Here is a 21487-nt window from a genome sequence, read left to right on the forward strand (position 1 = left end):
CGATCAGCCGATCGCAGGGAGGACGACGACCTTGCCGCGCAGCGTGCCCGCGGCCGCCTCGGCGTGGACCGCGGGCAGGTCGGGCAGCGGCACCCGCCGGTCGACGTCGACGCGCAGCTCGCCGCGGTCGACCATGCCCACGAGGCGCGCCAGCGTCTCGGCGTCGTCGCGCACGAAGACGTCGACGGCCCGCACGCCCCGGGCCTCGTCGGCGGGCGCCGGCGTCCGCGGGACGGTGTTCACGACGACGCCGCCGTCGCGGACCCGGCCGGCCAGCGCGCTCAGCTGCTCCGGGGTGATCGAGGCCAGGTTGAGCAGGACGTCGACGGGCTCGGTCACCGCGGCCACCACGTCGGTGGTGGTGTGGTCGACGACCTCGTCGGCCCCGGCGGACCGCAGCCGCTCGGCCGTGCGCGGGCTGCCGGTGGCGACGACGTACGCCCCGGCGTGCTTCGCCAGCTGCACGGCGTACCCGCCGACCGCCCCACCGGCGCCGTTGATGAGCACGCGCTGCCCGGCCGTCAGCTTCGCGTCCTCGACGACCGCCTGCCAGGCGGTGAGACCCACCATCGGCAGCGCGGCGGCGTCGGACAACGGGATGCTGCGCGGCGCCGCCGTCAGGACGTCCGCCGGCGCGACGACGTACTCCGCGGCCGCCCCGTCGGGCACCATCGGCAGGAAGCCGATCACCTCGTCGCCGACCGCCGGGCCAGCCACGCCCTCCCCCAGCGCGTCGACCGTGCCGGCCACCTCGATGCCGGGGGTGTGCGGCAGCGTCACCGGGAAGGCCTCGCGCAGCCAGCCGCCGCGGATGCCGTCGTCGACGAGGTTGAACGTCGTCGCGGCCACGCGGACGCGGACCTCCCCGGCGCCGGGGACGGGCTGCGCCACGTCCTCGTACCGGAGCACGTCCGGCTCGCCGTACTCGTGGAAACGCACTGCCTTCATCGGGGCCGCCGCCTTCGTCGGGAGCTAGGGTTGCTTCGAAGTCGAAGTACTGGAGCGTGACGCTAGCAGTGCTTCGAATTCGAAGCAAGTAGACTGGGCGGGTGCCCGACCCGCCCCATGCCGTCGACCCGGTCCAGCTCGGCGCCTACTTCGCCCTCATCGAGGTCTCGGGCCTGCTCCGGCACGCGATCGAGCAACAGCTGCGCGAGGCCGGCGACCTGACGTTCACCCGGTTCGAGCTCCTCATGCGCCTCGACCAGTCGCCCACCGGCAGCCACCGCATGACCGACCTCGCCGACGCCGTCGTCTACAGCCGCAGCGGCCTGACCTACCAGGCCGGTCTGCTCGAGAAGGCCGGGCTGGTCACCCGCACCCCGTCGGCCGACGACGAGCGCGGGGTCACGATCGCCATTACCGAGGCCGGGCGGGCCCTCGTCGCGCAGGTGCTCCCGGGTCACGAGGAGGTGGTGAGCCGGATGCTGTTCGACCCGCTCTCCCGCGACGACGCCCGGACCCTCGCCTCGCTCCTGGCCCCCGTGCGCGACCACATGCGCTCGGCGCCGCCCCGCTCCGCGACGGCGCGCCGGCGTCGGGGCGACCGGGCCGGCGACCCGTAGCGCGCCGACCGTCACCGCGCGACCGGGTCGCGGCGACCCGGTCGCGCCGGAGGTGACCGCCTCCCGCACCCGGCGTCCCGAATGACCAGACATTGCCGCCGGGCATATGTAGGGTCAATCGGGACCGACCGGGAGGAGCCGTCGTGGCGTCGAGGTCGCTGGAACGGGCGGGGGCCGCGCCGCTGTGGTCGCAGCTGCAGGACGACCTGCTCGGGCGCATCCACCGCGGCGACTTCGCGGCGGCCTTCCCCGGTGAGCTCGCCCTGGTCGAGGAGTACGCGGTCAGCCGCAACACCGTGCGCCAGGCCCTCGCGCAGCTGCGCGCCGACGGGGTGGTCACCGCCGCGCGGGGCCGCGCGCCCCGGGTGGTCGACGGGCCGGCCCGCCCCGAGATCAGCCAGCCCGTGGGCACCGGATCGACGCTCTTCGACGTCGTCGAGAGAACCGGGCGCACCCAGACGAGCGTGGTCCGGGCCCTCGAGCGGACCACCGACGGCGTCGTCGCGACCCGCCTGGGGCTCGAGGAGTCCACCCCGCTGCTGCACCTCGAGCGGCTCCGGCATGCCGACGACGAGCCCCTGGCCTGGGACCGCGTCTGGCTCCCCTTCGCGGCCGCCGCGCCGCTGCTGGGCGTCGACCTGACCCACACCGCCCTGCACCGCGCGCTCGTGCGCCACACCGGGCTGCGCGTGGACGGCGGCCGGGAACGCATCCACGCCGAGCTCGCCGACCCGGTCCGCGCCCGCCTGCTCGGCATCGCCCCCGGCGACGCCGTCCTCGCCATGGAGCGCACCGGGTACCAGCGCGGCCTGCCCGTCGAGTGGCGCCGGACCGTCGTCCGCGGCGACCGGTTCAGCCTCACCGCCGTGTTCGGTCCCGAGCAGGGCCGCGAGCTCGCCCCCGCGACCGACCGCACCGACCGCACCCCCGTCCCGGCGTGACCCGGAAGGCCAGGCGATGACCACGACGACCGAGTTCTCCGGTACCGCCCGCGCCACCGACGGCGAGCCGCCGGTCCGATGGACGACCCGGTGGGAGACCTCCCTCGAACCCCGCGAGCACGACGACATCGCGGCCCTGCTCGCCCGCAGCTACGCCTCCACCACCACCGTGTTCACCCACGGGCACAGCTGGGCCGGTGCCCGTCCGGAGCTGCGGATCCTCGGCCACCACCGCGGCGAGGTCGTCGCCCACGCGGCGGTGATCCGCCGCTTCCTGCGCGCCCCCGACCACGACACCTCGGTCCTCGTCGGCGACGTCGGCCTCGTCGCGGTCGACCCCGACCGCCAGGGTCTGGGTCTCGGCGGCGCGCTGATGGACACGGTCGCCGCGACCCTGCGCCGCCTCGGGCTCCCCTACGGCTTCCTCACCTGCGGACGCGAGGTCCGGGGGTTCTACCGACGGTGTGGGTGGACACCGCTCTCCGACCACGCCCTCCGGTCGATCAGCATCGACCTCGCCCTCGAGGATCACCGGCACAACGGCATGCTGCTGCCCGTCCACCGCTCCGCGGACGAGTGGCCCTCCGGGCCGATCGAGCGCAACGGCCAGGAGATCTGAGACCTACCCCTGGTCCCAGGTAGCGACGACTCCGCAACGACCTGCGCGCCACGCACACCTCGCGGGAGCCGGGGAGCCGGTCCGCGGGCGGTGCGCCTGCACCCGGACGCGGAGCGCCCCTAGCAAGATCAGGGAGTCGTTGCGCTCTCTACGGAGATCCGGTCGACGTGGAGGGGCTCCGTGATCTCCCGGGCAGATCGTGCCGGGCCGTCGCCCCCAAGGGGAGCGCACGGCTGTCCACGACAGGCGCAGCTGTGCGTCACACGTCGGTCCACCAGAGCCCGCAAGACCGCACCCCCGATGAGTGTGCGTCCCGCGTCGGTCCGCTCGCGGTGGTCCGGACGAGGGTGCTCAGCCCTTCCCGTTCCCCTTGCCCTTGCCGTTGCCCTTCCCGTTCCCGTTGCCCTTCCCCTTGCCCGGGCCGCCGTCGTCGTCGCCCTTCGCGTCCCCACCCCGGCCGGCCTTGGCGGCGTGCGAGGCCGGCGGCGGGTCGGCGCGATCCCGGGTGTCGACGACGGCCCGCTGCGTCACCGCGGGCACGTCGGGCTCGGACCCGGCACGGGCGGCCACCGCCTGCGGCGCCGGCGCGGTGGACGGCGCCGCAGCCGGCGGTGCCGGCTCGGCCCGGGGCACGATCGCGACCCCGGCGACCGGGGGCTCCAGGACATCGGCGGTCGGCGACGACGCCCCTCCCTGCGCCGAGAGCAGGACGACGGCCGTCGTCGCGACGAGCGCGAACACCGCCAGCGCACTGCCGGCGAGGCGCGGCCACGTCCAGGTCATCGTCCGCCTCCGGGGGCGCGGTCGGGTTCGGTCGGGGCGTCCACGGTGCGACCGGGCCGCCGCGTCCGCAACCCGGTGTCCACCCCGGTGCGACGCTCAGCCCGCCCAGGGCGGCAGGACGAAGTCGCCGTCGGCGTAGGTCGCGGGGCTCACCACCCGCTGGCGGCCGTCCTGGATCTGGTGCACGAGGTGGGCCTGCGCGAGGGACGGGTCGCCGGTCCCCTCACCCGTCCACGTCTGTGCCGTCTGGCCGGGGCCGTCGAACGCGTAGGCGCCGTTGACGCCCCGGTGCACCGAGCGGCGCAGGTGGTCGGCGACCGCGGTGAAGTCACGGAAGTCCGCCACCGCCCACGCCCCCGCGACGAGGTGCACGCGGTCGTAGGCGATCCCGGCGTGCGAGCGTCCCGGCACGGCGCCGAACCGGCGGGCGTAGCGCGCCGCGAAGGCGCGCCCGAGGCGGTCGGGGTAGGTGCCGGTCGTCGTGGCCCAGAGGACGCCGTCGGCGAGCGGGCCGAGCCGGGCCCGCAGCTCGGGCACCGACGGGGCGTAGATGCCGTAGAGCAGCCCCGAGCCCCGGCTCGCCCGGAACCCCTCGACGAAGGCCACGTGGTCGTCGACGAGGTAGCTGCCCACCATGACCGCCGCGGGCTCGCCGGCCGCCGCCCGCGCTCCCGCCCCCGACCACCCGTCCGCCGCCGGGGTCGCGACGACGAGCTCCCACCCGCGCCGGTCGGCCTGCTCGGCGGCCTTCTCGAGCCCCAGGTCGACGAGCTCCCAGGTCGGCCGCACTGCCAGCAGCCGGCGGGAGCCCGGACGCCAGGCGCCGCGGTCGCGCAGGTCGGACACGTAGTCCACGAAGTGCGGCCCGTAGTGGACGTCGCTCGGACAGACCTGGAAGACGCGGGCGAACCGGCCCGGCTCCCCGGCCGCGAGCCGTTCCATGAGTCCCGACGTGGCGGCGTGCAGGTAGGGCACGCCCGCCTCGGCCGCCAGGTGGTGGGCGAGGTCCTGCGGGGCCAGGTAGCCGGAGGTCAGGACGTCCACGTCGGCGGCGAGCAGGCCGGCGAACCCCGCCCGGACGGTGGCGGCGTCCTGCGGGTCGACGTCGGCGATGCGGAGCTCCAGGAGGCGTCCGGCGACCCCGCCGGCGGCGTTGAGCTCCTCGATCGCCAGGCGCGCCCCCTGCTCCATCTCCCGGGCGTCGGCGGTCGCGGCCCCGGTGTGCGGGAGGAGGGCACCCACGCGCAGCGGGCGCCGGCGCAGGAGCCGGGGCGACGGGACCCGCCGGGCCGGGGCCTCGTCGGCGGCGGCCAGCGCCTTGCCGAGGCGCATCTGCTCGAAGCCGGCCGCGCCACCGGGCGGCGGCACGACGACGAGGCCCTCGTCGAGCGCGCGGGCGGCCGCCGCCCCGCGGGAGGCGACGTCGAGCTTGGCGAGCACCCGGTCCACGTGGGTGCCGACGGTGCGCGCGCCGATCTCGAGCCGCGCCGCGATCCCCGCGTTGGTCAGCCCGGCCACCAGCAGCGTCAGCACCTCGAGCTCGCGGCGGCTGAGGCCGTGCGGGAGCGCCTCGAGCGGGTCGACCGACACCAGCGCCGTCGTCTCCTCGGCCCGCACCAGCGCGGCGACGGGCGCGCCATCGAGGTGGACCGCGCGGAGCTCGCCGACGGCGGCGCGCAGCGCCCCGGCCGCGAGCCGGCGCAGCTCGGCGGGCACGTCGTCGGCGGTGCCGTGCTCGACCACGCGCACGTCCCCGGACGCGTCGACCCGCAGGGCGGCGGGGCTGGGTGCCCGTCGCGGGCTGGTCAGGTCCATGGGCCGTCCGTCTCCTGCGTGCCGAACCCCCGACGACCGCGTTCGCCACCGGACTCTAGCCCGGAGCCGCCGGATCCCGGGCCGGCGTCACGTGATGGCCCCGCAGCGGAAACACGGGGTCCGTCGTTCTACGGATTCGCCGCGGGCGCCGCGGACCTAGCGTCCTGCCACCGATTCCCGACACCGTGGAGGCAGGCGTGCGCCTCGGAATCTTCGCCCCGACCCTGTCCGGCGGCTGGGTCATCTCGACCACGGCCCCGTGGTGGAAGCCCGACTGGTTCCTCATGCAGGAGACCGCCCTCAAGGCCGAGAACTACGGCTTCGACTTCCTCCTCGCCCCCAACAAGTACAAGGGCATGGACGGCGAGATCCACTTCTGGAACTACGCCCTCGACTCCTTCACGACGATGGCCGCGCTCGCGGCCGTCACGCGCAAGGTCATGCTGATCCCGTCGATCTCGCTGCTCTCGGTGCCGCCGGTGTACGCCGCCAAGCAGTGCAAGACGATCGCCGACATCGCCGGGCCCGGCCGCTTCGGCGTCAACATCATCAGCGGCTGGGAGAAGCCGGAGTGGGAGTCGATGGGCCTGTGGCCCGGCGACGAGTACTTCGGCTACCGCTACGACTACGCCGCCGAGTACATGACGGTCATGCGGGAGCTCTGGGAGACCGGGCAGTCCGACTTCGACGGGCAGTTCTTCCACATGCGCGACGCCCGGCTCGAGCCGTGGTTCGACGACGGGAACATGCCCAAGGTCATCTGCGCCGGCCAGTCCGACCGCGGCATGCAGTTCACCGCCGAGCACGCCGACTACCAGTTCATGGGCGGCAAGCTCGACATCGACGAGCTGACCGGGCAGATGGGCCTGGTCCGGGCGGCGTCGGAGCAGGCGGGCCGTCCCATGGAGGCGTTCCCGCTCTACCAGTGCGTGGTGCGCGACAGCCTGGCCGAGTGCGACGACGTCATCGGCCGGTGGCGCGAGACCCAGGAGCTCGAGGTCGTCAAGACGATGACCGGGCACGCGTCGATGAACTCCGAGGCCGACGAGAACTCACTGCACGCGACGCTGCTCGGCAACGACAACTTCATGCTCTGGGAGATCATCAAGGGCGACCCGAAGAGCGTCGCCGAGCAGCTGCGGGCGATCTCCGAGGTGGACGGCGTGAGCGGCGTGATGTTCACCTTCCAGGACTACCTCACCGACATCGACCGGTTCGGCACGCAGGTCATGCCGCTGCTGGCCGACTGACCAGGAGGCCCGCCGATGGCCGCGCTCCCCAGCAGCGAGCTCCCGGTCGCCGGGCTGCGCGGCGAGGTCGAGGTCCTCGTCGACCGGTGGGGGATCCCGCACGTCTACGCCGGATCGGCCCACGACGCCTACGTCGCGCAGGGCTTCCAGGCGGCCCGCGACCGGCTCTTCCAGATCGACCTGTGGCGGCGCCGGGGCCTGGGCCGGCTCGCCGAGGTGTTCGGTCCCCGTCACCTCGACGGGGACCGGGCGCGGCGGCTGTTCCTCTACCGGGGCGGGATGGACGCCGAGTGGGCGTCCTACGCCGAGGGCACCCGCGAGATCGTCGAGGCGTTCGTCGCCGGGGTGAACGCCGGCGTCGACTGGGCGCTCGCGGCCCCCGAGGAGCGGCTGCCGCCGGAGTTCGCGGCGCTCGGCCACCTCCCGGCCCGCTGGTCGCCCGACGACGTGGTGCGCATCCGCACCCACGGGCTGCTCTACAACGCCGAGCAGGAGCTCGCCCGGGCCCTGACGGTGCGCGACCTCGGGCCGGCGGCCGAGGAGCTGCGGGCGATCCGGGAACCGGGCGGCCCGCTCACCGTCCCGGACGCCGGGATCCTGGACGCCCTGCGCGACGAGGTCCTCGACGTCTACCGGCTGGCGTTCGCGCCGGCCGAGCTCGCGCCGGAGCCCGCCGTCGCCACCGCACCCTCCGGGAGCAACAACTGGGTGGTGTCCGCGGCGCGGTCGGGCACCGGGCGGCCGCTGCTGGCGAACGACCCGCACCGCGCGGTCACCGTGCCCTCGCTGCGCTACCTCGCCCACCTCGAGGCACCGGGCCTGTCGGTGATCGGGGCCGGGGAACCGAACCTGCCCGGGATCTCCCTCGGGCACAACGACCGCGTCGCCTTCGGCCTGACGATCTGGCCGATCGACCACGAGGACCTCTACGTCTACGACCTCCACCCCACCGACGACGACCGCTACGCCCACGACGGCGGGTGGGAGGCGTTCGACGTCGTCGCGGAGCGGACGCCGGTGGCCGGCGGGGAGGACGCCGCGCTGCGGCTCGCGTTCACCCGCCACGGACCCGTCGTGCACGTCGACCCCGAGGCCCGCGTCGCCGTCGCCGTGCGTGCCGCCTGGCTGCAGCCGGGCATGGCGCCCTACCTGGCGAGCCTGGGCTACCAGGACGCGGCCGACACCCGGGAGTTCCGCGACGCGCTGGCCCGGTGGGGCGCGCCCGGCGTCAAGCAGGTCTTCGCGTCCGTCGACGGGCGGATCGGCGTGCAGGCCTGCGGGCGGGTGCCCCGCCGGACCGGCTGGGACGGCGCCCTGCCGGTGCCCGGGGACGGGCGCTTCGAGTGGGACGGCGCGGTCGACGCCGGGGACCTCCCCGGGGAGGTGGACCCGGCGTCGGGCTGGGCCACGACGTCCAACCAGGCCGACGGGCCGGGCGAGGTCGTCGCGACGACCGACTGGTACTCGAGCGCCCGCCACGAGCGGTTGAGCGCGTGGCTCGGCAGCGGCGCACGCGTCGACGTCGGGTCCAGCCTGGCGATGCAGACGGACGCGACGAACGTCCACGCGCGGCGGCTGCTGGACCGGCTCGCCGCCGTCGGGGTACCCGACGATCTCCGGGAATGCTGGGCCGAGCTGCAGGCCTGGGACGGCGTGGAGGGGACCGACTCGCGCCCGGCCCTCGTCGTGCAGCTCTGGCTGCGGCGGCACTGGCGGCCGTGGCTGGCCGACCGGTGCCTCGCCCGTCTCGGGGTGGCGGCCGACCCGGCCGCCCGCGCCCGCCTGGTCCGCGAGGACACGCTGTTCTCCGACCTGCGCCCCGACCTGCGGATGCTCACCGTGGTCGACCCCGACCGCGACGACGACCGCGCGCTGCTGGCCGAGGGCCTCGGTGCCACGCTGCGCGCGGCCCTCGCCGAGATCGAGGCCCGGCTGGGGCCGGACCGCTCCGGGTGGACCTGGGGCGCCCTGCACCGCACCGAGCTCCGGCACCCCGTCCTGGGGCCGGCCGGGTCCCTGCCCCCGCAGCCCCGGGCCGGCAGCGGCGACACCGTCGGTCTCTCCGGGCACGACGCCGACTTCAACGCCGTGATGGGCTCGAGCTTCCGCATGGTCCTCGACGTCGGCGACTGGGACGCGAGCCGTGTCGTGACCGCGCCCGGTCAGTCCGGCGACCCCCGCTCCGAGCACTACGCCGACCTCCTCGGGCTCTGGGCGCAGGGCGGCTCCTTCCCGCTGGCCTACAGCCGGGCGGCCGTCGAGGCGGTGGCGACGGCGCGGCTGGTCCTCACGCCGCTCGCCTGATCACCAGCACGCCGGGCCGGCCCGCGTGCGCCGCCAGCCCTTCCGCATCTCCTCGGAAGAGATTACGTTTCCTGCCAAGACCCGAAGGGAGCCACGATGACGCTCGACGCCTCACCCGTCGTCCGGCCCGAGCCGAGCCGCACCGCCGCGGTCGGCGACGCCGCCGAGCCCTCGCTGGCCGAGCTCGCCCGCGCCGACGGCGTCCGGTTCCTGCTCGCGATGTTCGTCGACCTCACCGGCAAGCCGTGCGCGAAGCTCGTGCCGGTCGAGTCCGCGGACGAGCTGCAGCACGAAGGTGTCGGGTTCGCCGGTTACGCAGTGGGGGCGATCGGCCAGCAGCCGAGCGACCCGGACCTCATCGTCCTGCCCGACCTGGCGAGCTACACGCCGCTGCCGTGGGTGCGCGAGGGTCTCGCGCTGGTGCACTGCGACCCGCACGTCGAGGGCCGGCCCTGGCACTTCGCGCCGCGGGTGATCCTCAAGAACGTCCTGGCACAGGCCGCGCAGCGAGGCCTCGATCTGTGCGCCGGCGCCGAGATCGAGTACTTCCTCGTCCGGCGCGACGCCGACGGCTCCCTCGCCCCGGCCGACGTCAAGGACACCGAGGCCCAGCCCTGCTACGACGCCCGCGGCCTGACCCGGATGTACGACCACCTCACCGGCATCTCGACGGCGATGAACGCCCTCGGCTGGGGCAACTACGCCAACGACCACGAGGACGCCAACGGGCAGTTCGAGCAGAACTTCGCCTACGCCGACGCGCTGACCACGGCCGACCGCGTCATCACCGCGCGCTACCTCATCTCGGTGCTCGCCGAGCAGCGCGGCATGACCGCGACCTTCATGCCCAAGCCCTTCGCCGACCGCACCGGGTCCGGGATGCACCTGCACCTGTCGCTGTGGGGCGACGGGGCCTCCCGCTTCCCCGACGACGCGGACGCCCGCGGCTTCGGGCTCTCCGAGCTCGCGTACCGCTTCCTCGGGGGGATCCTCGAGCACGCCTCGGGCCTGCAGGCCGTCCTGGCGCCGACCGTGAACTCCTACAAGCGCACCCGGGCGTCGGCGCCCCGGTCGGGCGCGACCTGGTCGCCGAACCGCCCGACCTACGGCGGCAACGACCGCACCCACTACGTGCGCATCCCCGACGGGAACCGCATCGAGCTGCGCGGCGGCGACGGCGCGGCCAACCCCTACCTCGCGCTCGCGGTGGCGCTCGGCGCCGGGCTCGACGGGATCGCCCGCGAGGTCGACCCCGGCTCCCCCGGGTCGGCCGAGCGTCCCGAGCTCCCCCCGACGCTGCTCCACGCCGTCGAGGCCCTCGGCGCCGACCCCGTGGTCACCGCCGCCCTCGACGCCGCCGGCCCCGGCGTCGCCGAGTACTTCGGGGCCGCGAAGCGCGAGGAGTTCTTCGAGTGGCACGCCACCGTCGGCTCCTGGGAGCACGACCGCTACCTGACCGCGTTCTAGGGCTGCGCCCATGTGAACGGATGTGGTCGTCCTGGCGACCACATCCGTGCACATGGCGCCGACGAAGGAGGGCCTCTCCCCGATGTGCGGAATCGTCGGACTCCACCTGCGCGACCCGGGGCTGTACCCGCAGCTCGGGCGGCTGATGGTCTCGATGCTGGACGGCGTCGCGGAGCGTGGCCCGGACTCGGCCGGGGTCGCCGTCTACGGCGACACCCGCCGGGTGCCCGAAGGACACGCCGCCGTGTCGGTGCTCCTGCCGCCGGACGCCGACACCGGCGGGCTGGACGCGGTGGTCACGCGGGCCGGTGACACCACGGTCGTCGCGGCCCCGACCGGCCTCGACGAGCTGGTGGCACGGGTGACGACGGCGTTCCCGACGGCGCTGGTGGTCGGCACCGGGCACGACCTCGCGGTCTACAAGGGGACCGGGCACCCCGGCGCCCTCGCCGCAACCTACGACCTCGCGGGGGCGTCCGGGTGGCAGGCCCTCGCCCACACCCGCATGGCGACCGAGTCCGCGGTGACGCCGGAGGGCTGCCACCCGTTCTCCGTCGGCCCCGACCAGTGCCTGGTGCACAACGGCTCCTTCTCCAACCACGCCACGATCCGTCGCGAGCTCGAGCACGCCGGCGTGCGCTTCGACTCGGAGAACGACTCCGAGGTCGGCGCCCGGTACGTCGCCTCCCGGCTGGCCCAGGGCGAGGACCTGGAGAAGGCCCTGCTGGCGCTCCGCGAGGTCTTCGACGGCTTCTACACGCTGCTCGTCACCAGCGCGGAGGGCTTCGCCGTCGTCCGCGACCCGATCGCCTGCAAGCCCGCGATCGTCGCCGAGACCGACGCGTGGGTCGCGATGGCCTCGGAGTTCCGCGGTCTCACCGGCCTGCCGGGGATCGAGTCCGCCCGTCTCTACGAGCCCGAGCCCGGGAGGGTCTACGCATGGCAGCGCTAGGCACGGAGACGATCACCGTCGACCTCGCCTCGGGGTCGGTGCGGGCGCTCAACGCCGAGCTGCACGATCCGTCGGCGAAGCTCTACGAGGTGCGCAACCCGGCCGGCGCGCACGCCGTCGCCGCCGGGATCGACCGCGGGATCACCGTGGACGTCCGCGGCCACGTCGGCTACTACGCGGCCGGCATGAACGACGGCGGCATCGTGACGATCCACGGCAACGCGGGCACCGGGGTCGCCGAGAACATGATGTCCGGGACGGTCCGGGTCACCGGCGACGTCTCGCAGTCGGCCGGGGCGACCGCGCACGGCGGGCTGCTCGTGATCGGCGGCAGCGCCTCGATGCGGTGCGGCATCTCGATGAAGGGCGTGGACATCGTCGTCGGCGGCTCCGTCGGCCCGATGAGCGCGTTCATGGCGCAGGCCGGCCGCATGGTCGTCTGCGGCGACGCCGGCGACGGGCTCGGCGACTCGATCTACGAGGCCCGCCTCTACGTCCGCGGCACCGTCGGGGCCCTCGGCGCGGACTGCGTCGAGAAGGAGGTGCGCGACGAGCACCGCTCCGAGCTCGCCGAGCTCCTCGCGGCGGCCGGCCTGGAGCACGACGTGGCGCAGTTCCGCCGGTACGGCTCGGCGCGCCGGCTCTACCACTTCCACTCCGAGCAGGCAGGGGCGTACTGATGGCGCTGGAACATTCCCCGTCGCTGCGAGAATCAGCGACCTTCGACCGCGGGGTCATCGCCGAGATCCAGCGCGCCGCCGAGACCGGCGTCTACGACATCCGCGGCTGGGGCGCCAAGCGCGCCGTCCCCCACTTCGACGACCTGCTCTTCCTCGGCGCCTCCATGTCGCGCTACCCGCTCGAGGGCTACCGCGAGCGCTGCGACACCGACGTCGTCCTCGGGACCCGCAACGCCCGCTACCCCCTGCACCTGCAGACCCCGGTGACGATCGCCGGGATGAGCTTCGGCGCCCTCTCCGGCCAGGCGAAGGAGGCCCTCGGGCGGGGCGCCTCCGAGGTCGGCACCAGTACGACGACGGGTGACGGCGGCATGACGCCCGAGGAACGCGGCCAGTCGAAGACGCTCGTCTACCAGTACCTGCCCAGCCGCTACGGCATGAACCCGACCGACCTGCGCAAGGCCGACGCCATCGAGGTCGTCCTCGGGCAGGGCGCGAAGCCCGGCGGTGGCGGGATGCTGCTCGGCCAGAAGATCTCCGACCGGGTCGCCGGCATGCGCACCCTGCCCGCGGGCATCGACCAGCGCAGCGCCTGCCGCCACCCCGACTGGACCGGCCCCGACGACCTCGCCATCAAGATCCTCGAACTGCGCGAGATCACCGACTGGGAGAAGCCGGTCTACGTCAAGGTCGGCGCCACCCGCACCTACTACGACGTCAAGCTCGCGGTCGCGGCCGGCGCGGACGTCGTCGTCGTCGACGGCATGCAGGGCGGCACCGCCGCCACCCAGGACGTGTTCATCGAGCACGTCGGCATCCCGACCCTCGCCGCGATCCCGCAGGCCACGGCGGCCCTGCAGGAGCTCGGCCTGCACCGCCACGGCGTCCAGCTCATCGTCTCCGGCGGCATCCGCAGCGGCGCCGACGTCGCCAAGGCCATGGCCCTGGGGGCCGACGCGGTGGCGATCGGGACCGCGGCGCTGATCGCGCTGGGCGACAACTCCCCGGAGTACGCGGCGGAGTACGAGGCCCTCGGGACCGCGGCCGGCTGCTACGACGACTTCCAGGACGGCCGCGACCCGGCCGGGATCACCACCCAGGACCCGGAGCTCGCGTCCCGGCTCGACCCGATCCGCGCGGGGAAGCAGCTCGCGAACTACCTGCGGGTGCTGACGATGGAGGCGCAGACGATCGCGCGGGCCTGTGGCAAGTCGCACGTGCGGCACCTGGAGCCCGAGGACCTCGTCGCGCTCACGGTCGAGGCCGCCGCGATGGCCCGCGTACCGCTCGCGGGTACCGACTGGATCCCGGGAGCCGGACACGGAGCGGAGCGGAGCTGGACCCAGGGAAGGGGCCACCATGCCTGAGGTCGTCATCGTCGGGGGCGGCCTCGAGGGCTGTGCCACCGCGTGGGCGCTGGCGCAGCGCGGCGTGACCGACGTCGTGATCGTCGAGCGCGCCACCGTGGGCGCCGGCGGCACCGGGAAGTCGTCGGGCGTCGTCCGCTGCCACTACGGCGTCTCCTCGCTGGCCGCCATGGCCGACCGCGCGCTCGACGTGCTCGAGAACGCCGAGGAGGTCCTCGGCACCGACGTCGGCTTCCACCAGACCGGCTACGTCGTGGGCGTCGGGCCGCAGAACGTCGACGCCCTGCAGGCCTCGCTGGCCGACCAGCGCGCCGTCGGGGTCCGCACCGAGGACATCGACCGCGACGAGGTGGCGCGGCTGTGGCCGGTCGCCGACCTCGAGCCCTTCGCGGCGTTCGCGTACGAGCCCCGGGGCGGGTACGGCGACGCCTACCGGACCGCCCAGGCGTTCGCCGCCGCCGCCCGCGGTCAGGGTGTCCGGCTGCGGCAGGGCGCGACGGTGGCCGAGATCCTCGTGACCGGGGGCCGCGCCCGCGGCGTCCGGCTCGCCGACGGCGAGGAGATCCCCGCCGGCCACGTCGTCGTCACCGCCGGGCCGTGGTCGGTGCCGCTGCTCGCCGCCCACGGGATCGACCTCCCGATCACGGTGCACCGCGAGCAGATCGTGCTCATCGACCCCGGCCAGGACCTCGGCCCCGTGCCGGTGTTCTCCGACCTGGTGTCGCTGCAGTACGTCCGCCCGGAGAGTGGCGGGGAGATCCTCTTCGGCAACTCCGACCTCTCGAGGCTCGAGCCCGCCGACCCCGACCGGTACTCCAACCAGGCCGACGAGCACGCCCTCGACGTGGCGGTGGAGAAGGTCGGGACCCGGTTCCCCGGCCTCGTGGACGCCGCGATCAGCTCCAGCTACGCCGGCTGCTACGACGTCACCCCGGACTTCAACCCGGCGATCTCCGAGACCCCGGTCGAGGCACTCGTCGTCGCCGCGGGGTTCTCCGGGCACGGATTCAAGATCTCGCCGTCGGTGGGGCGCCTGGTCGCCGATCTCGTCGTCGACGGCAAGAGCAGCGACCCGGACGTCCCCGAGTCGGACTTCCGCCTGTCCCGCTTCGCCGAGGGGAACCTGCTGACGAGCCCCCACCCCTACGTCGGGGCGGGACAGATGCGATGACCGACGGACCGGACACCGGCCCGGCGACCCGGGAGGTCAGCGCGGCCCGGTCCCAGGAGGGGAAGCTCGAGCGGGCCATCGGCCACCGGGTGCGCCGGCTCCGCCAGGAGTCCGGGGCCACGCTCGCCGAGATGGCGGTGCGGACCGGCATCTCCAAGCCGATGCTCTCGAAGATCGAGCACGCCCAGACCTCCTGCAGCCTCACCACCCTCGCCCGCCTCGCCGACGCCCTCGACGTGCCCGTCACCTCGTTCTTCCGCGGCGCCGACGGGGAACGGGAGGCGGTGTACACCCCGGCGGGCGCCGGGCCGCGCATCGTCGCCCGCGGCACCCGCGTGGGCCACGACTACACGCTGCTCGGCTCGCTGCGCGGACCGCACAAGCGCCAGGAGGCCCACCTGGTGACGCTGACCGAGCAGAGCGAGGTGTTCCCGCTCTTCCAGCACCCCGGCCACGAGCTGCTGTACATGCTCGAGGGCGTGATGGTCTACGCCCACGGCGAGTCGAGCTACACGATGCGCCCGGGCGACGCGCTCCAGCTCGACGGCGAGGGTCTCCACGGTCCGCAGGAGCTGGTCGAGCTCCCGATCCGCTTCCTCTCCGTCCTCGCCCACGGCGACGACGGTGCCGATCCGTGCGACGAGTAGGGCGCGCTTAGGGTTCCCGGGTCGGCGGCGTTCGTCCGCGCGGGGACAGGGGTGACGGTGCACGGGTACGGACCGCTCTTCGCGCTGCTCTCGGTGGCCTCCACCGCGGCGGGCGGGTTCCTCGCGCTGCGCCTGCGAAGCCGGCTGGGTGCGGTGATGGCCTTCACCGGGGGCGTCGTGCTCGGTGTCGCGCTGTTCGACCTGGCGCCCGAGGCGATCGAGCAGCTCGGGTCGGCCGGCACGCCGCGCACGGTCGGGCTCGCGATGGGCATCGGCTACCTCGGGTTCCTCGTGCTCAGCCGGCTGGCCGTGCTCCACCACCGCGACGCGCCCGACGACGCGGCCGCCCACCGCCCGGTCGGCGGGCTGGGCGCGGCCGCGCTGTCGTTCCACAGCCTCCTCGACGGGTTCGGCATCGGCGCCGGGTTCGCCATCTCCCCCGAGGTCGGGGCGTTCGTGCTGGTCGCGGTCGTCGCCCACGACTTCGCCGACGGCATGAACACGGTGACGTTCGTGCTCTCCCAGCACCAGCGGCCGAGCCGCGCCCGGGCCTGGCTGGCGGTCGACGCGATCGCCCCCGAGATCGGCGCGCTCATCGGCGCCGCGGTCCCGCTGTCCGGCCAGGCCTACGCGCTGGGGCTCGCCGCGTTCGCCGGCGTCTTCCTGATGATCGGCGCGGGCGAGCTGCTGACCCAGGCGCACGAGGAGTCGTCGCTGCCGCGGCTGGCGCTGACCGTCGTCGGTGCCGCCTTCATCTTCGTGGTCACCGGGCTCGTCGGCTGAGACGTCGGGCCCGCCCGGGCGAGGGGCACTGGACGCGACCCCTCGGGCCGCGCGGGCTGCCCGGTGTGCTCCTGATCAACGCGCGCCGGCGCGGGTGACCCGCGCGACGAACGCTCCCGTTTGAGGTCCCGCCGCGGGGCTACCCCGGGGTCGCGACCCCCGGCGGAACGACGTCGGGCGCCGGTCGCCCGCGCCTTCCTGCCGCATCCTCCCTCTCCTCCCGAGGTGCCCTCGTGCCTGCTCCGTCCGCGCTCCTGCTCGGCTCCATCAGCTCCGTCGTCGACACCTCGGAGCTCCAACGCCGCGCGTTCAATGACGCCTTCTCCCACCACGGCCTGGACTGGGAGTGGGACCGCGAGCGCTACGCGGCCATGCTGACCAGCAACGGCGGCCGCGACCGCATCGCCGAGTACGCGCGGTCGACCGGCGAGTCCGTCGACGCCGACGCCGTGCACGCCACGAAGTCGCGGATCTTCCAGCAGCTGCTCGGGGCGTCGACCCTGCACCCGCGGCCGGGCGTCGCCGAGACCGTCCGGGCCGCGCACGAGCAGGGACTGCGCGTCGGGCTGGTCACCTCGACCTCGAAGGAGAACGTCGCGGCGCTGCTCGAGGCGGTGCGCGACGACCTCGCGGCGGGCGAGTTCGACGTCGTCGTCGACTCGTCGCGCGTCGAGCGCACCAAGCCCGACCCCGCCGCGTACACGGTCGCGCTCGACGAGCTCGGCCTGTCCGCCGGGCAGTGCGTGGCCGTCGAGGACAACCCGGGCGGCGTCGAGGCCGCGGCCGCCGCCGAGGTCCCCTGCGTCGCGTTCCCCAACGAGAACACGGCGTCGGCCGACTTCGGTGCCGCGCTCGCCCGCGTCGAGGCCCTCGACCTGGCCCAGCTGCGCGACCTCGTCGAGAACCGCTGAGCCCGCCGATCCCCACACCAGGAGATTCCCGATGGCCGCCCCACCCCAGCCGACGCTGACCGCGACCGAGACCGCCTTCCACGTCGAGGCCTACGAGCGGATCGACTACACGCTCCGCTACGTCGACGGCGTGTTCTCCCCGGAGAACACCGAGGTCGCCGACGCCTACCGCCCGTACGGCCGCTGCCTCGCCGTCGTCGACCGGGCCGTGCACGCCCACCACGGCGCGGCGATGCAGGCCTACTTCGACCACCACGGCATCGCCCTGACGGTGCTCCCGCTGACCATCCGCGAGCCGGACAAGTCGATGCGCACCGTCGAGCGGATCGTCGACGCGTTCGGGGAGTTCGGCCTCGTGCGCACCGAGCCCGTGCTGGTGGTCGGCGGCGGCCTGATCACCGACGTCACGGGCACCGCGTGCTCGCTCTTCCGGCGCGCGACGAACTACATCCGCATCCCGACGACGCTCATCGGGCTCATCGACGCCAGCGTCGCGATCAAGGTCGCGGTGAACCACGGGAAGAACAAGAACCGCCTGGGCGCGTTCCACGCGTCGCAGCAGGTGATCCTCGACTTCTCGTTCCTCGAGACCCTCCCGGTCGACCAGGTCCGCAACGGCATGGCCGAGCTGGTCAAGATCGCGACGGTCGGCAACGCCGGCATCTTCGACCTGCTCGAGAAGTACGGCGAGGACCTGCTGCACACCCGGTTCGGGCACCGCGACGGCACCGAGGAGCTGCGCGAGATCGCGCACCGGCTGACCTACGACGCGATCCACACCATGCTCGCGCTCGAGGTCCCGAACCTCCAGGAGCTCGACCTCGACCGCGTCATCGCCTTCGGGCACACCTGGAGCCCCACCCTGGAGCTCACCCCCGACCCGCCCTACTTCCACGGGCACGCCATCAGCGTGGACATGGCGCTCTCGACGACGCTGGCCGAACGCCGCGGCTACCTCACCGCCGGCGAGCGCGACCGCGTCTTCGCGCTGCTGAGCCGGCTCGGACTGACGCTCGACAGCCCGTACCTGACGGTCGAGCTGCTGACCAGGGCGACGGACTCGATCGTCCAGACCCGCAACGGGCAGCTCCGCGCCGCCGTGCCGCGCCCCATCGGGCACTGCGTCTTCGTCAACGACCTCTCACCCGAGGAACTGGCGGCCACCCTCGACACCCATCGCGAGCTGGTGGCGCAGTACCCCCGCGGCGGCGAGGGCGAGGACATGTTCGTCGTCCCCGACGAGGCGGGCGTCGCGTGAGCGCGCCGGCGCCCCCGGTCACGGCGCCGCACGCGCCACGCCCGGTGACCCCGGTCGGGATCCTCGCCGCGGAGCTCGACGCGGTGCTCGCCCACGCTGAGGCCGGCGGGCTCGACGCGGCCGCGCTCGAGCGGCTGCGGGCCGCGCGCGACCTGGCGGCCGGGCTGGACCCCTACCTCGAGCGGGCCACCTCCCCGGAGTCGCCGGCACTGGCCGATCTCGCGCGCCGCACGGCCGCCCACGACTGGCGCGCCCACCCCGGCGACACCGGCCTGGAGCAGGAGATGCTCTCCGGGCACGTCGAGGGGCAGCTGCTGCGCCTGCTCGTGCACGCCACCCGCGCCCGGTCGGTGCTCGAGGTCGGCATGTTCACCGGCTACTCCGCGCTGGCGATGGCCGAGGCCGTCGGCGACGACGGCCGCGTCGTCGCCTGCGAGGTCGACGCCGAGGTCGCCGCGTTCGCGAAGGAGTCGTTCGCCGCGTCGCGGGCCGGCGCGCGGATCGAGGTCCGGGTCGGGCCGGCCGCGGACACGCTGCGCGCCCTCGCCGGAGCCGGCGAGACGTTCGACCTGGTCTTCGTCGACGCCGACAAGGCCGGGTACCGCGACTACCTCGACCTGCTGCTCGGCAGCGACCTGCTCGCGCCGCACGGCCTCGTCGTCGTCGACAACACCCTCATGCAGGGGCAGCCGTGGCGCGGGACCACACCGACCGCCAACGGCGCCGCCGTCGCGGCGTTCAACGACGCGCTCGCCGCCGACCCCCGCGTCGAGCAGGTCCTCGTCCCGCTCCGCGACGGCCTCACGCTCGTCCGTCGCGTCCCCGAGGAGCCCCGGTGATCACGGCACAGCCCCTCGACCCCGTCGGCGCCGAGATCAGCGGCCTCGCCGTGGGGCCGCTCACGCCCGAGCAGGTCGGCACCCTGCGCGACCTGCTCGCCGAGCACGGCGTCCTCGTCCTGCGCGCCCAGGACGCCGACGACGGGGCCGATCACGCGTTCACCGCGTTCCTGCGCAGCCTCGGCGAGCTGGCGTTCACCACCGGGGAGACACCGCTGCCCGGCCACCCCGACCTCAACCTGATCTCGAACGTCGGGCGCACCACGCCGCCGCGCAGCAACTTCCACATCGACACCGGCTACGTCGCCCGGCCGCCCGCCTACACCGCGCTGCGGGCGGTGGAGATCCCCGCCCAGGGTGGCCAGACGCTGTTCAGCAACCAGTACCGGGCGCACGACACGCTCCCGGCCGACCTGCGTGACCGCGTCGCGGGCCGCACCATCCGCCACGTCGTCACCGGCCTGGACCTCGGGCCCGACGACGAGGCCGCCGCCGACCACCCGGTGCTGCGGCCCCACCCCGTCTCGGGCCGGGTCGCGCTCTACCTCGACGCCCCGAAGCGCTGCGCGGCGGTGAGCGGGATGGACGACGACGAGTCCGCCGCGACGATCGGCGCGCTCCTCGCGCACTCCACCCGCGCGGACAACGTGTACCGGCACACCTGGCGCCCCGGCGACGTCGTCGTCTGGGACAACGGCGCCGTGCTGCACCAGGCCGACCACTCCGGGGTCGTCGGGGACCGCGTGATGCACCGCGGGATGGTCGCGGCCTACCCGGGGGTGGCGTGAGCACGCGCTGGGGCACCGCGGCCCGCACGCTCGGCACCCAGGCGCTGCTGCTCGCCGCGCTGCCCGCCACCGCCGCCGTCACCGCCGGGGCCCTGGTGCGCTCCGCCGTCGTCGGGACGCCGGCGCGCGGGGTCCCGGAGCGGCCCCGGACGGTGCTGGTCAGCGGCGGGAAGATGACCAAGGCGCTGACCCTGGCGCGCGCGTTCCACGCGGCCGGGCACCGCGTCGTCCTCGTCGAGTCCGGGCGCTACCGCCTCACCGGGCACCGGTTCTCCCGTGCCGTGGACGCCTTCCACGTCGTCCCGCCGCCGGAGGACCCGGGCTACGCCGACGCCCTGGTCGACGTGGTGCGCCGCGAGGGCGTCGACGTGTACGTGCCGGTGTGCAGCCCGGCCTCGAGCCGCTACGACGCGCTCGCCAAGCCGGTGCTCGAGCAGTGGTGCGAGGTGCTGCACGGCGACGCCGAGGCGATCGACACGGTCGACGACAAGGCCGCCTTCGCCGAGGCCGCCCGGGCCTCCGGGCTGTCGGTGCCCGAGACCCACCGCGTCACCTCGCCCGACGAGGTCGCGGCGTTCGCGTTCCCCGACGACGGCACCCGCTACGTGCTCAAGAGCATCCCGTACGACGCGGTGAACCGTCTCGACCTCACGCCGCTGCCGCGCCCGACCCGCGAGGAGACGGCCGCCTTCGCCCGTTCCAAGCCGATCGGACCGGACACGCCCTGGATCCTGCAGGCGTTCGTGCCGGGCCGGGAGTACTGCACGCACGGCACCGCCCGCGACGGCCGGCTCCGGGTGTACTGCTGCTGCGAGTCGTCGGCGTTCCAGGTCAACTACGCGCCGGTCGACGTGCCCGCGATCGAGCGGTGGGTCGAGACCTTCGTCGCCGAGCGGAAGCTCACCGGGCAGTACTCGTTCGACGTCATGGTCGGCGAGGACGGCGAGCCGGTCGCGCTGGAGTGCAACCCGCGCACCCACTCGGCGATCACGATGTTCCACGACCAGCCCGGGGACCTCGCCCGCGCCTACCTCGAGCACGCCTCCCCCGGCCGCGACGACTCCGTGCTGCGGCCGAGCGCGACGGGCCGCCCCACGTACTGGCTCTACCACGAGCTGTGGCGGATGCTCCGCCACCCGACGAGCGCCCCGGAGCGGCTGCGGGTGGTCCTGCGCGGCACCGACGCGATCTTCGACCTCGACGACCCGCTGCCATTCCTGCTGGTGCACCACCTCCAGATCCCGGTGCTGCTCTGGCACGCGCTGCGCGAGGGCCGCCGGTGGGTGCGGATCGACTTCAACATCGGCAAGCTCGTCGAGCCTGCCGGAGACTGAGAACGGAGTGGAC

General features: G+C 74.5%; 20 protein-coding genes. 17 read left to right on the plus strand and 3 right to left on the minus strand.

Going from position 1 to position 21487, the window contains the following annotated elements:
* Positions 1–3: 3 nt before the first annotated feature.
* On the minus strand, positions 4–948 hold the full coding sequence (locus tag HH311_RS01230) for an NADP-dependent oxidoreductase (RefSeq protein ID WP_169181769.1): 945 nt from the start codon (positions 946–948) through the stop codon (positions 4–6).
* A gap of 101 nt (positions 949–1049) precedes the next feature.
* Here HH311_RS01230 and HH311_RS01235 point away from each other — a divergent pair, with 101 nt between their 5' ends.
* The 3 genes from HH311_RS01235 (at position 1050) to HH311_RS01245 (ending at position 3125) form a co-directional block, all read left to right on the plus strand.
* A complete protein-coding gene (locus tag HH311_RS01235) occupies positions 1050–1565 on the plus strand; it encodes a MarR family transcriptional regulator (RefSeq protein ID WP_169181770.1) in 516 nt (171 codons plus the stop codon).
* A 143-nt stretch (positions 1566–1708) separates the two neighbouring features.
* A complete protein-coding gene (locus HH311_RS01240) occupies positions 1709–2506 on the plus strand; it encodes a GntR family transcriptional regulator (RefSeq protein ID WP_169181771.1) in 798 nt (265 codons plus the stop codon).
* A 16-nt stretch (positions 2507–2522) separates the two neighbouring features.
* A complete protein-coding gene (locus HH311_RS01245; protein WP_169181772.1) occupies positions 2523–3125 on the plus strand; it encodes a GNAT family N-acetyltransferase in 603 nt (200 codons plus the stop codon).
* 351 nt (positions 3126–3476) lie between these two features.
* Here the strand turns inward: HH311_RS01245 and HH311_RS01250 are convergent, their stop codons facing one another.
* Both HH311_RS01250 and HH311_RS01255 read right to left on the minus strand, forming a co-directional pair.
* Positions 3477–3908, minus strand: a complete 432-nt coding sequence (locus tag HH311_RS01250; protein ID WP_169181773.1) for a hypothetical protein — start codon at positions 3906–3908, stop codon at positions 3477–3479.
* Positions 3909–4004: 96 nt separating this feature from the next.
* Positions 4005–5723, minus strand: coding sequence for an ABC transporter substrate-binding protein (locus HH311_RS01255; protein WP_169181774.1), 1719 nt, complete (start codon positions 5721–5723; stop codon positions 4005–4007).
* 197 nt (positions 5724–5920) lie between these two features.
* On the opposite strand from HH311_RS01255, the gene HH311_RS01260 reads away from it, so the two are divergent.
* The 14 genes from HH311_RS01260 to HH311_RS01325 all read left to right on the plus strand — a co-directional run bounded on the left by HH311_RS01260 (position 5921) and on the right by HH311_RS01325 (position 21474).
* Positions 5921–6973: an LLM class flavin-dependent oxidoreductase gene (locus HH311_RS01260; RefSeq protein ID WP_169181775.1), complete on the plus strand. Its 1053-nt coding sequence runs from the start codon at positions 5921–5923 to the stop codon at positions 6971–6973.
* Positions 6974–6988: 15 nt separating this feature from the next.
* The gene (locus HH311_RS01265; RefSeq protein WP_169181776.1) at positions 6989–9277 is read left to right on the plus strand and encodes a penicillin acylase family protein; all 2289 of its coding nucleotides are present in this window, start codon (positions 6989–6991) and stop codon (positions 9275–9277) included.
* Between the two features lie 96 nt (positions 9278–9373).
* Complete coding sequence (glnT, locus tag HH311_RS01270; protein WP_169181777.1) at positions 9374–10744, plus strand: type III glutamate--ammonia ligase; 1371 nt, start codon at positions 9374–9376, stop codon at positions 10742–10744.
* Between the two features lie 52 nt (positions 10745–10796).
* Positions 10797–11696 (plus strand): glutamine amidotransferase, encoded by a 900-nt coding sequence (locus HH311_RS01275; RefSeq protein WP_248291986.1) that lies wholly within the window; start codon positions 10797–10799, stop codon positions 11694–11696.
* Positions 11684–12376 (plus strand): glutamate synthase, encoded by a 693-nt coding sequence (locus tag HH311_RS01280; RefSeq protein ID WP_169181778.1) that lies wholly within the window; start codon positions 11684–11686, stop codon positions 12374–12376. The genes HH311_RS01275 and HH311_RS01280 overlap by 13 nt, the downstream gene beginning before the upstream one ends.
* Complete coding sequence (locus tag HH311_RS01285) at positions 12376–13743, plus strand: FMN-binding glutamate synthase family protein (RefSeq protein ID WP_169181779.1); 1368 nt, start codon at positions 12376–12378, stop codon at positions 13741–13743. Before HH311_RS01280 ends, HH311_RS01285 begins: the two co-directional genes overlap by 1 nt.
* Positions 13736–14914 carry an FAD-binding oxidoreductase gene (locus HH311_RS01290; protein ID WP_169181780.1) on the plus strand — a complete coding sequence of 393 codons (1179 nt, stop codon included), beginning with the start codon at positions 13736–13738 and terminating at the stop codon, positions 14912–14914. The genes HH311_RS01285 and HH311_RS01290 overlap by 8 nt, the downstream gene beginning before the upstream one ends.
* On the plus strand, positions 14911–15561 hold the full coding sequence (locus HH311_RS01295) for an XRE family transcriptional regulator (protein WP_169181781.1): 651 nt from the start codon (positions 14911–14913) through the stop codon (positions 15559–15561). The genes HH311_RS01290 and HH311_RS01295 overlap by 4 nt, the downstream gene beginning before the upstream one ends.
* 51 nt (positions 15562–15612) lie before the next feature.
* Positions 15613–16344, plus strand: coding sequence for a ZIP family metal transporter (locus HH311_RS01300; RefSeq protein ID WP_169181782.1), 732 nt, complete (start codon positions 15613–15615; stop codon positions 16342–16344).
* A 233-nt stretch (positions 16345–16577) separates the two neighbouring features.
* Positions 16578–17255: an HAD-IA family hydrolase gene (locus HH311_RS01305; RefSeq protein WP_169181783.1), complete on the plus strand. Its 678-nt coding sequence runs from the start codon at positions 16578–16580 to the stop codon at positions 17253–17255.
* A 31-nt stretch (positions 17256–17286) separates the two neighbouring features.
* Positions 17287–18513, plus strand: a complete 1227-nt coding sequence (locus HH311_RS01310) for a sedoheptulose 7-phosphate cyclase (protein ID WP_169181784.1) — start codon at positions 17287–17289, stop codon at positions 18511–18513.
* The gene (locus tag HH311_RS01315) at positions 18510–19352 is read left to right on the plus strand and encodes a class I SAM-dependent methyltransferase (protein WP_169181785.1); all 843 of its coding nucleotides are present in this window, start codon (positions 18510–18512) and stop codon (positions 19350–19352) included. The genes HH311_RS01310 and HH311_RS01315 overlap by 4 nt, the downstream gene beginning before the upstream one ends.
* Positions 19349–20140 (plus strand): TauD/TfdA family dioxygenase, encoded by a 792-nt coding sequence (locus HH311_RS01320; RefSeq protein WP_312029864.1) that lies wholly within the window; start codon positions 19349–19351, stop codon positions 20138–20140. Before HH311_RS01315 ends, HH311_RS01320 begins: the two co-directional genes overlap by 4 nt.
* Positions 20137–21474, plus strand: coding sequence for an ATP-grasp enzyme (locus HH311_RS01325; protein WP_169181786.1), 1338 nt, complete (start codon positions 20137–20139; stop codon positions 21472–21474). Before HH311_RS01320 ends, HH311_RS01325 begins: the two co-directional genes overlap by 4 nt.
* The last annotated feature ends 13 nt before the right edge of the window (positions 21475–21487 follow it).

This window comes from Actinomycetospora sp. TBRC 11914, from assembly GCF_012933465.1.
Classification (GTDB): Bacteria; Actinomycetota; Actinomycetes; order Mycobacteriales; family Pseudonocardiaceae; genus Actinomycetospora.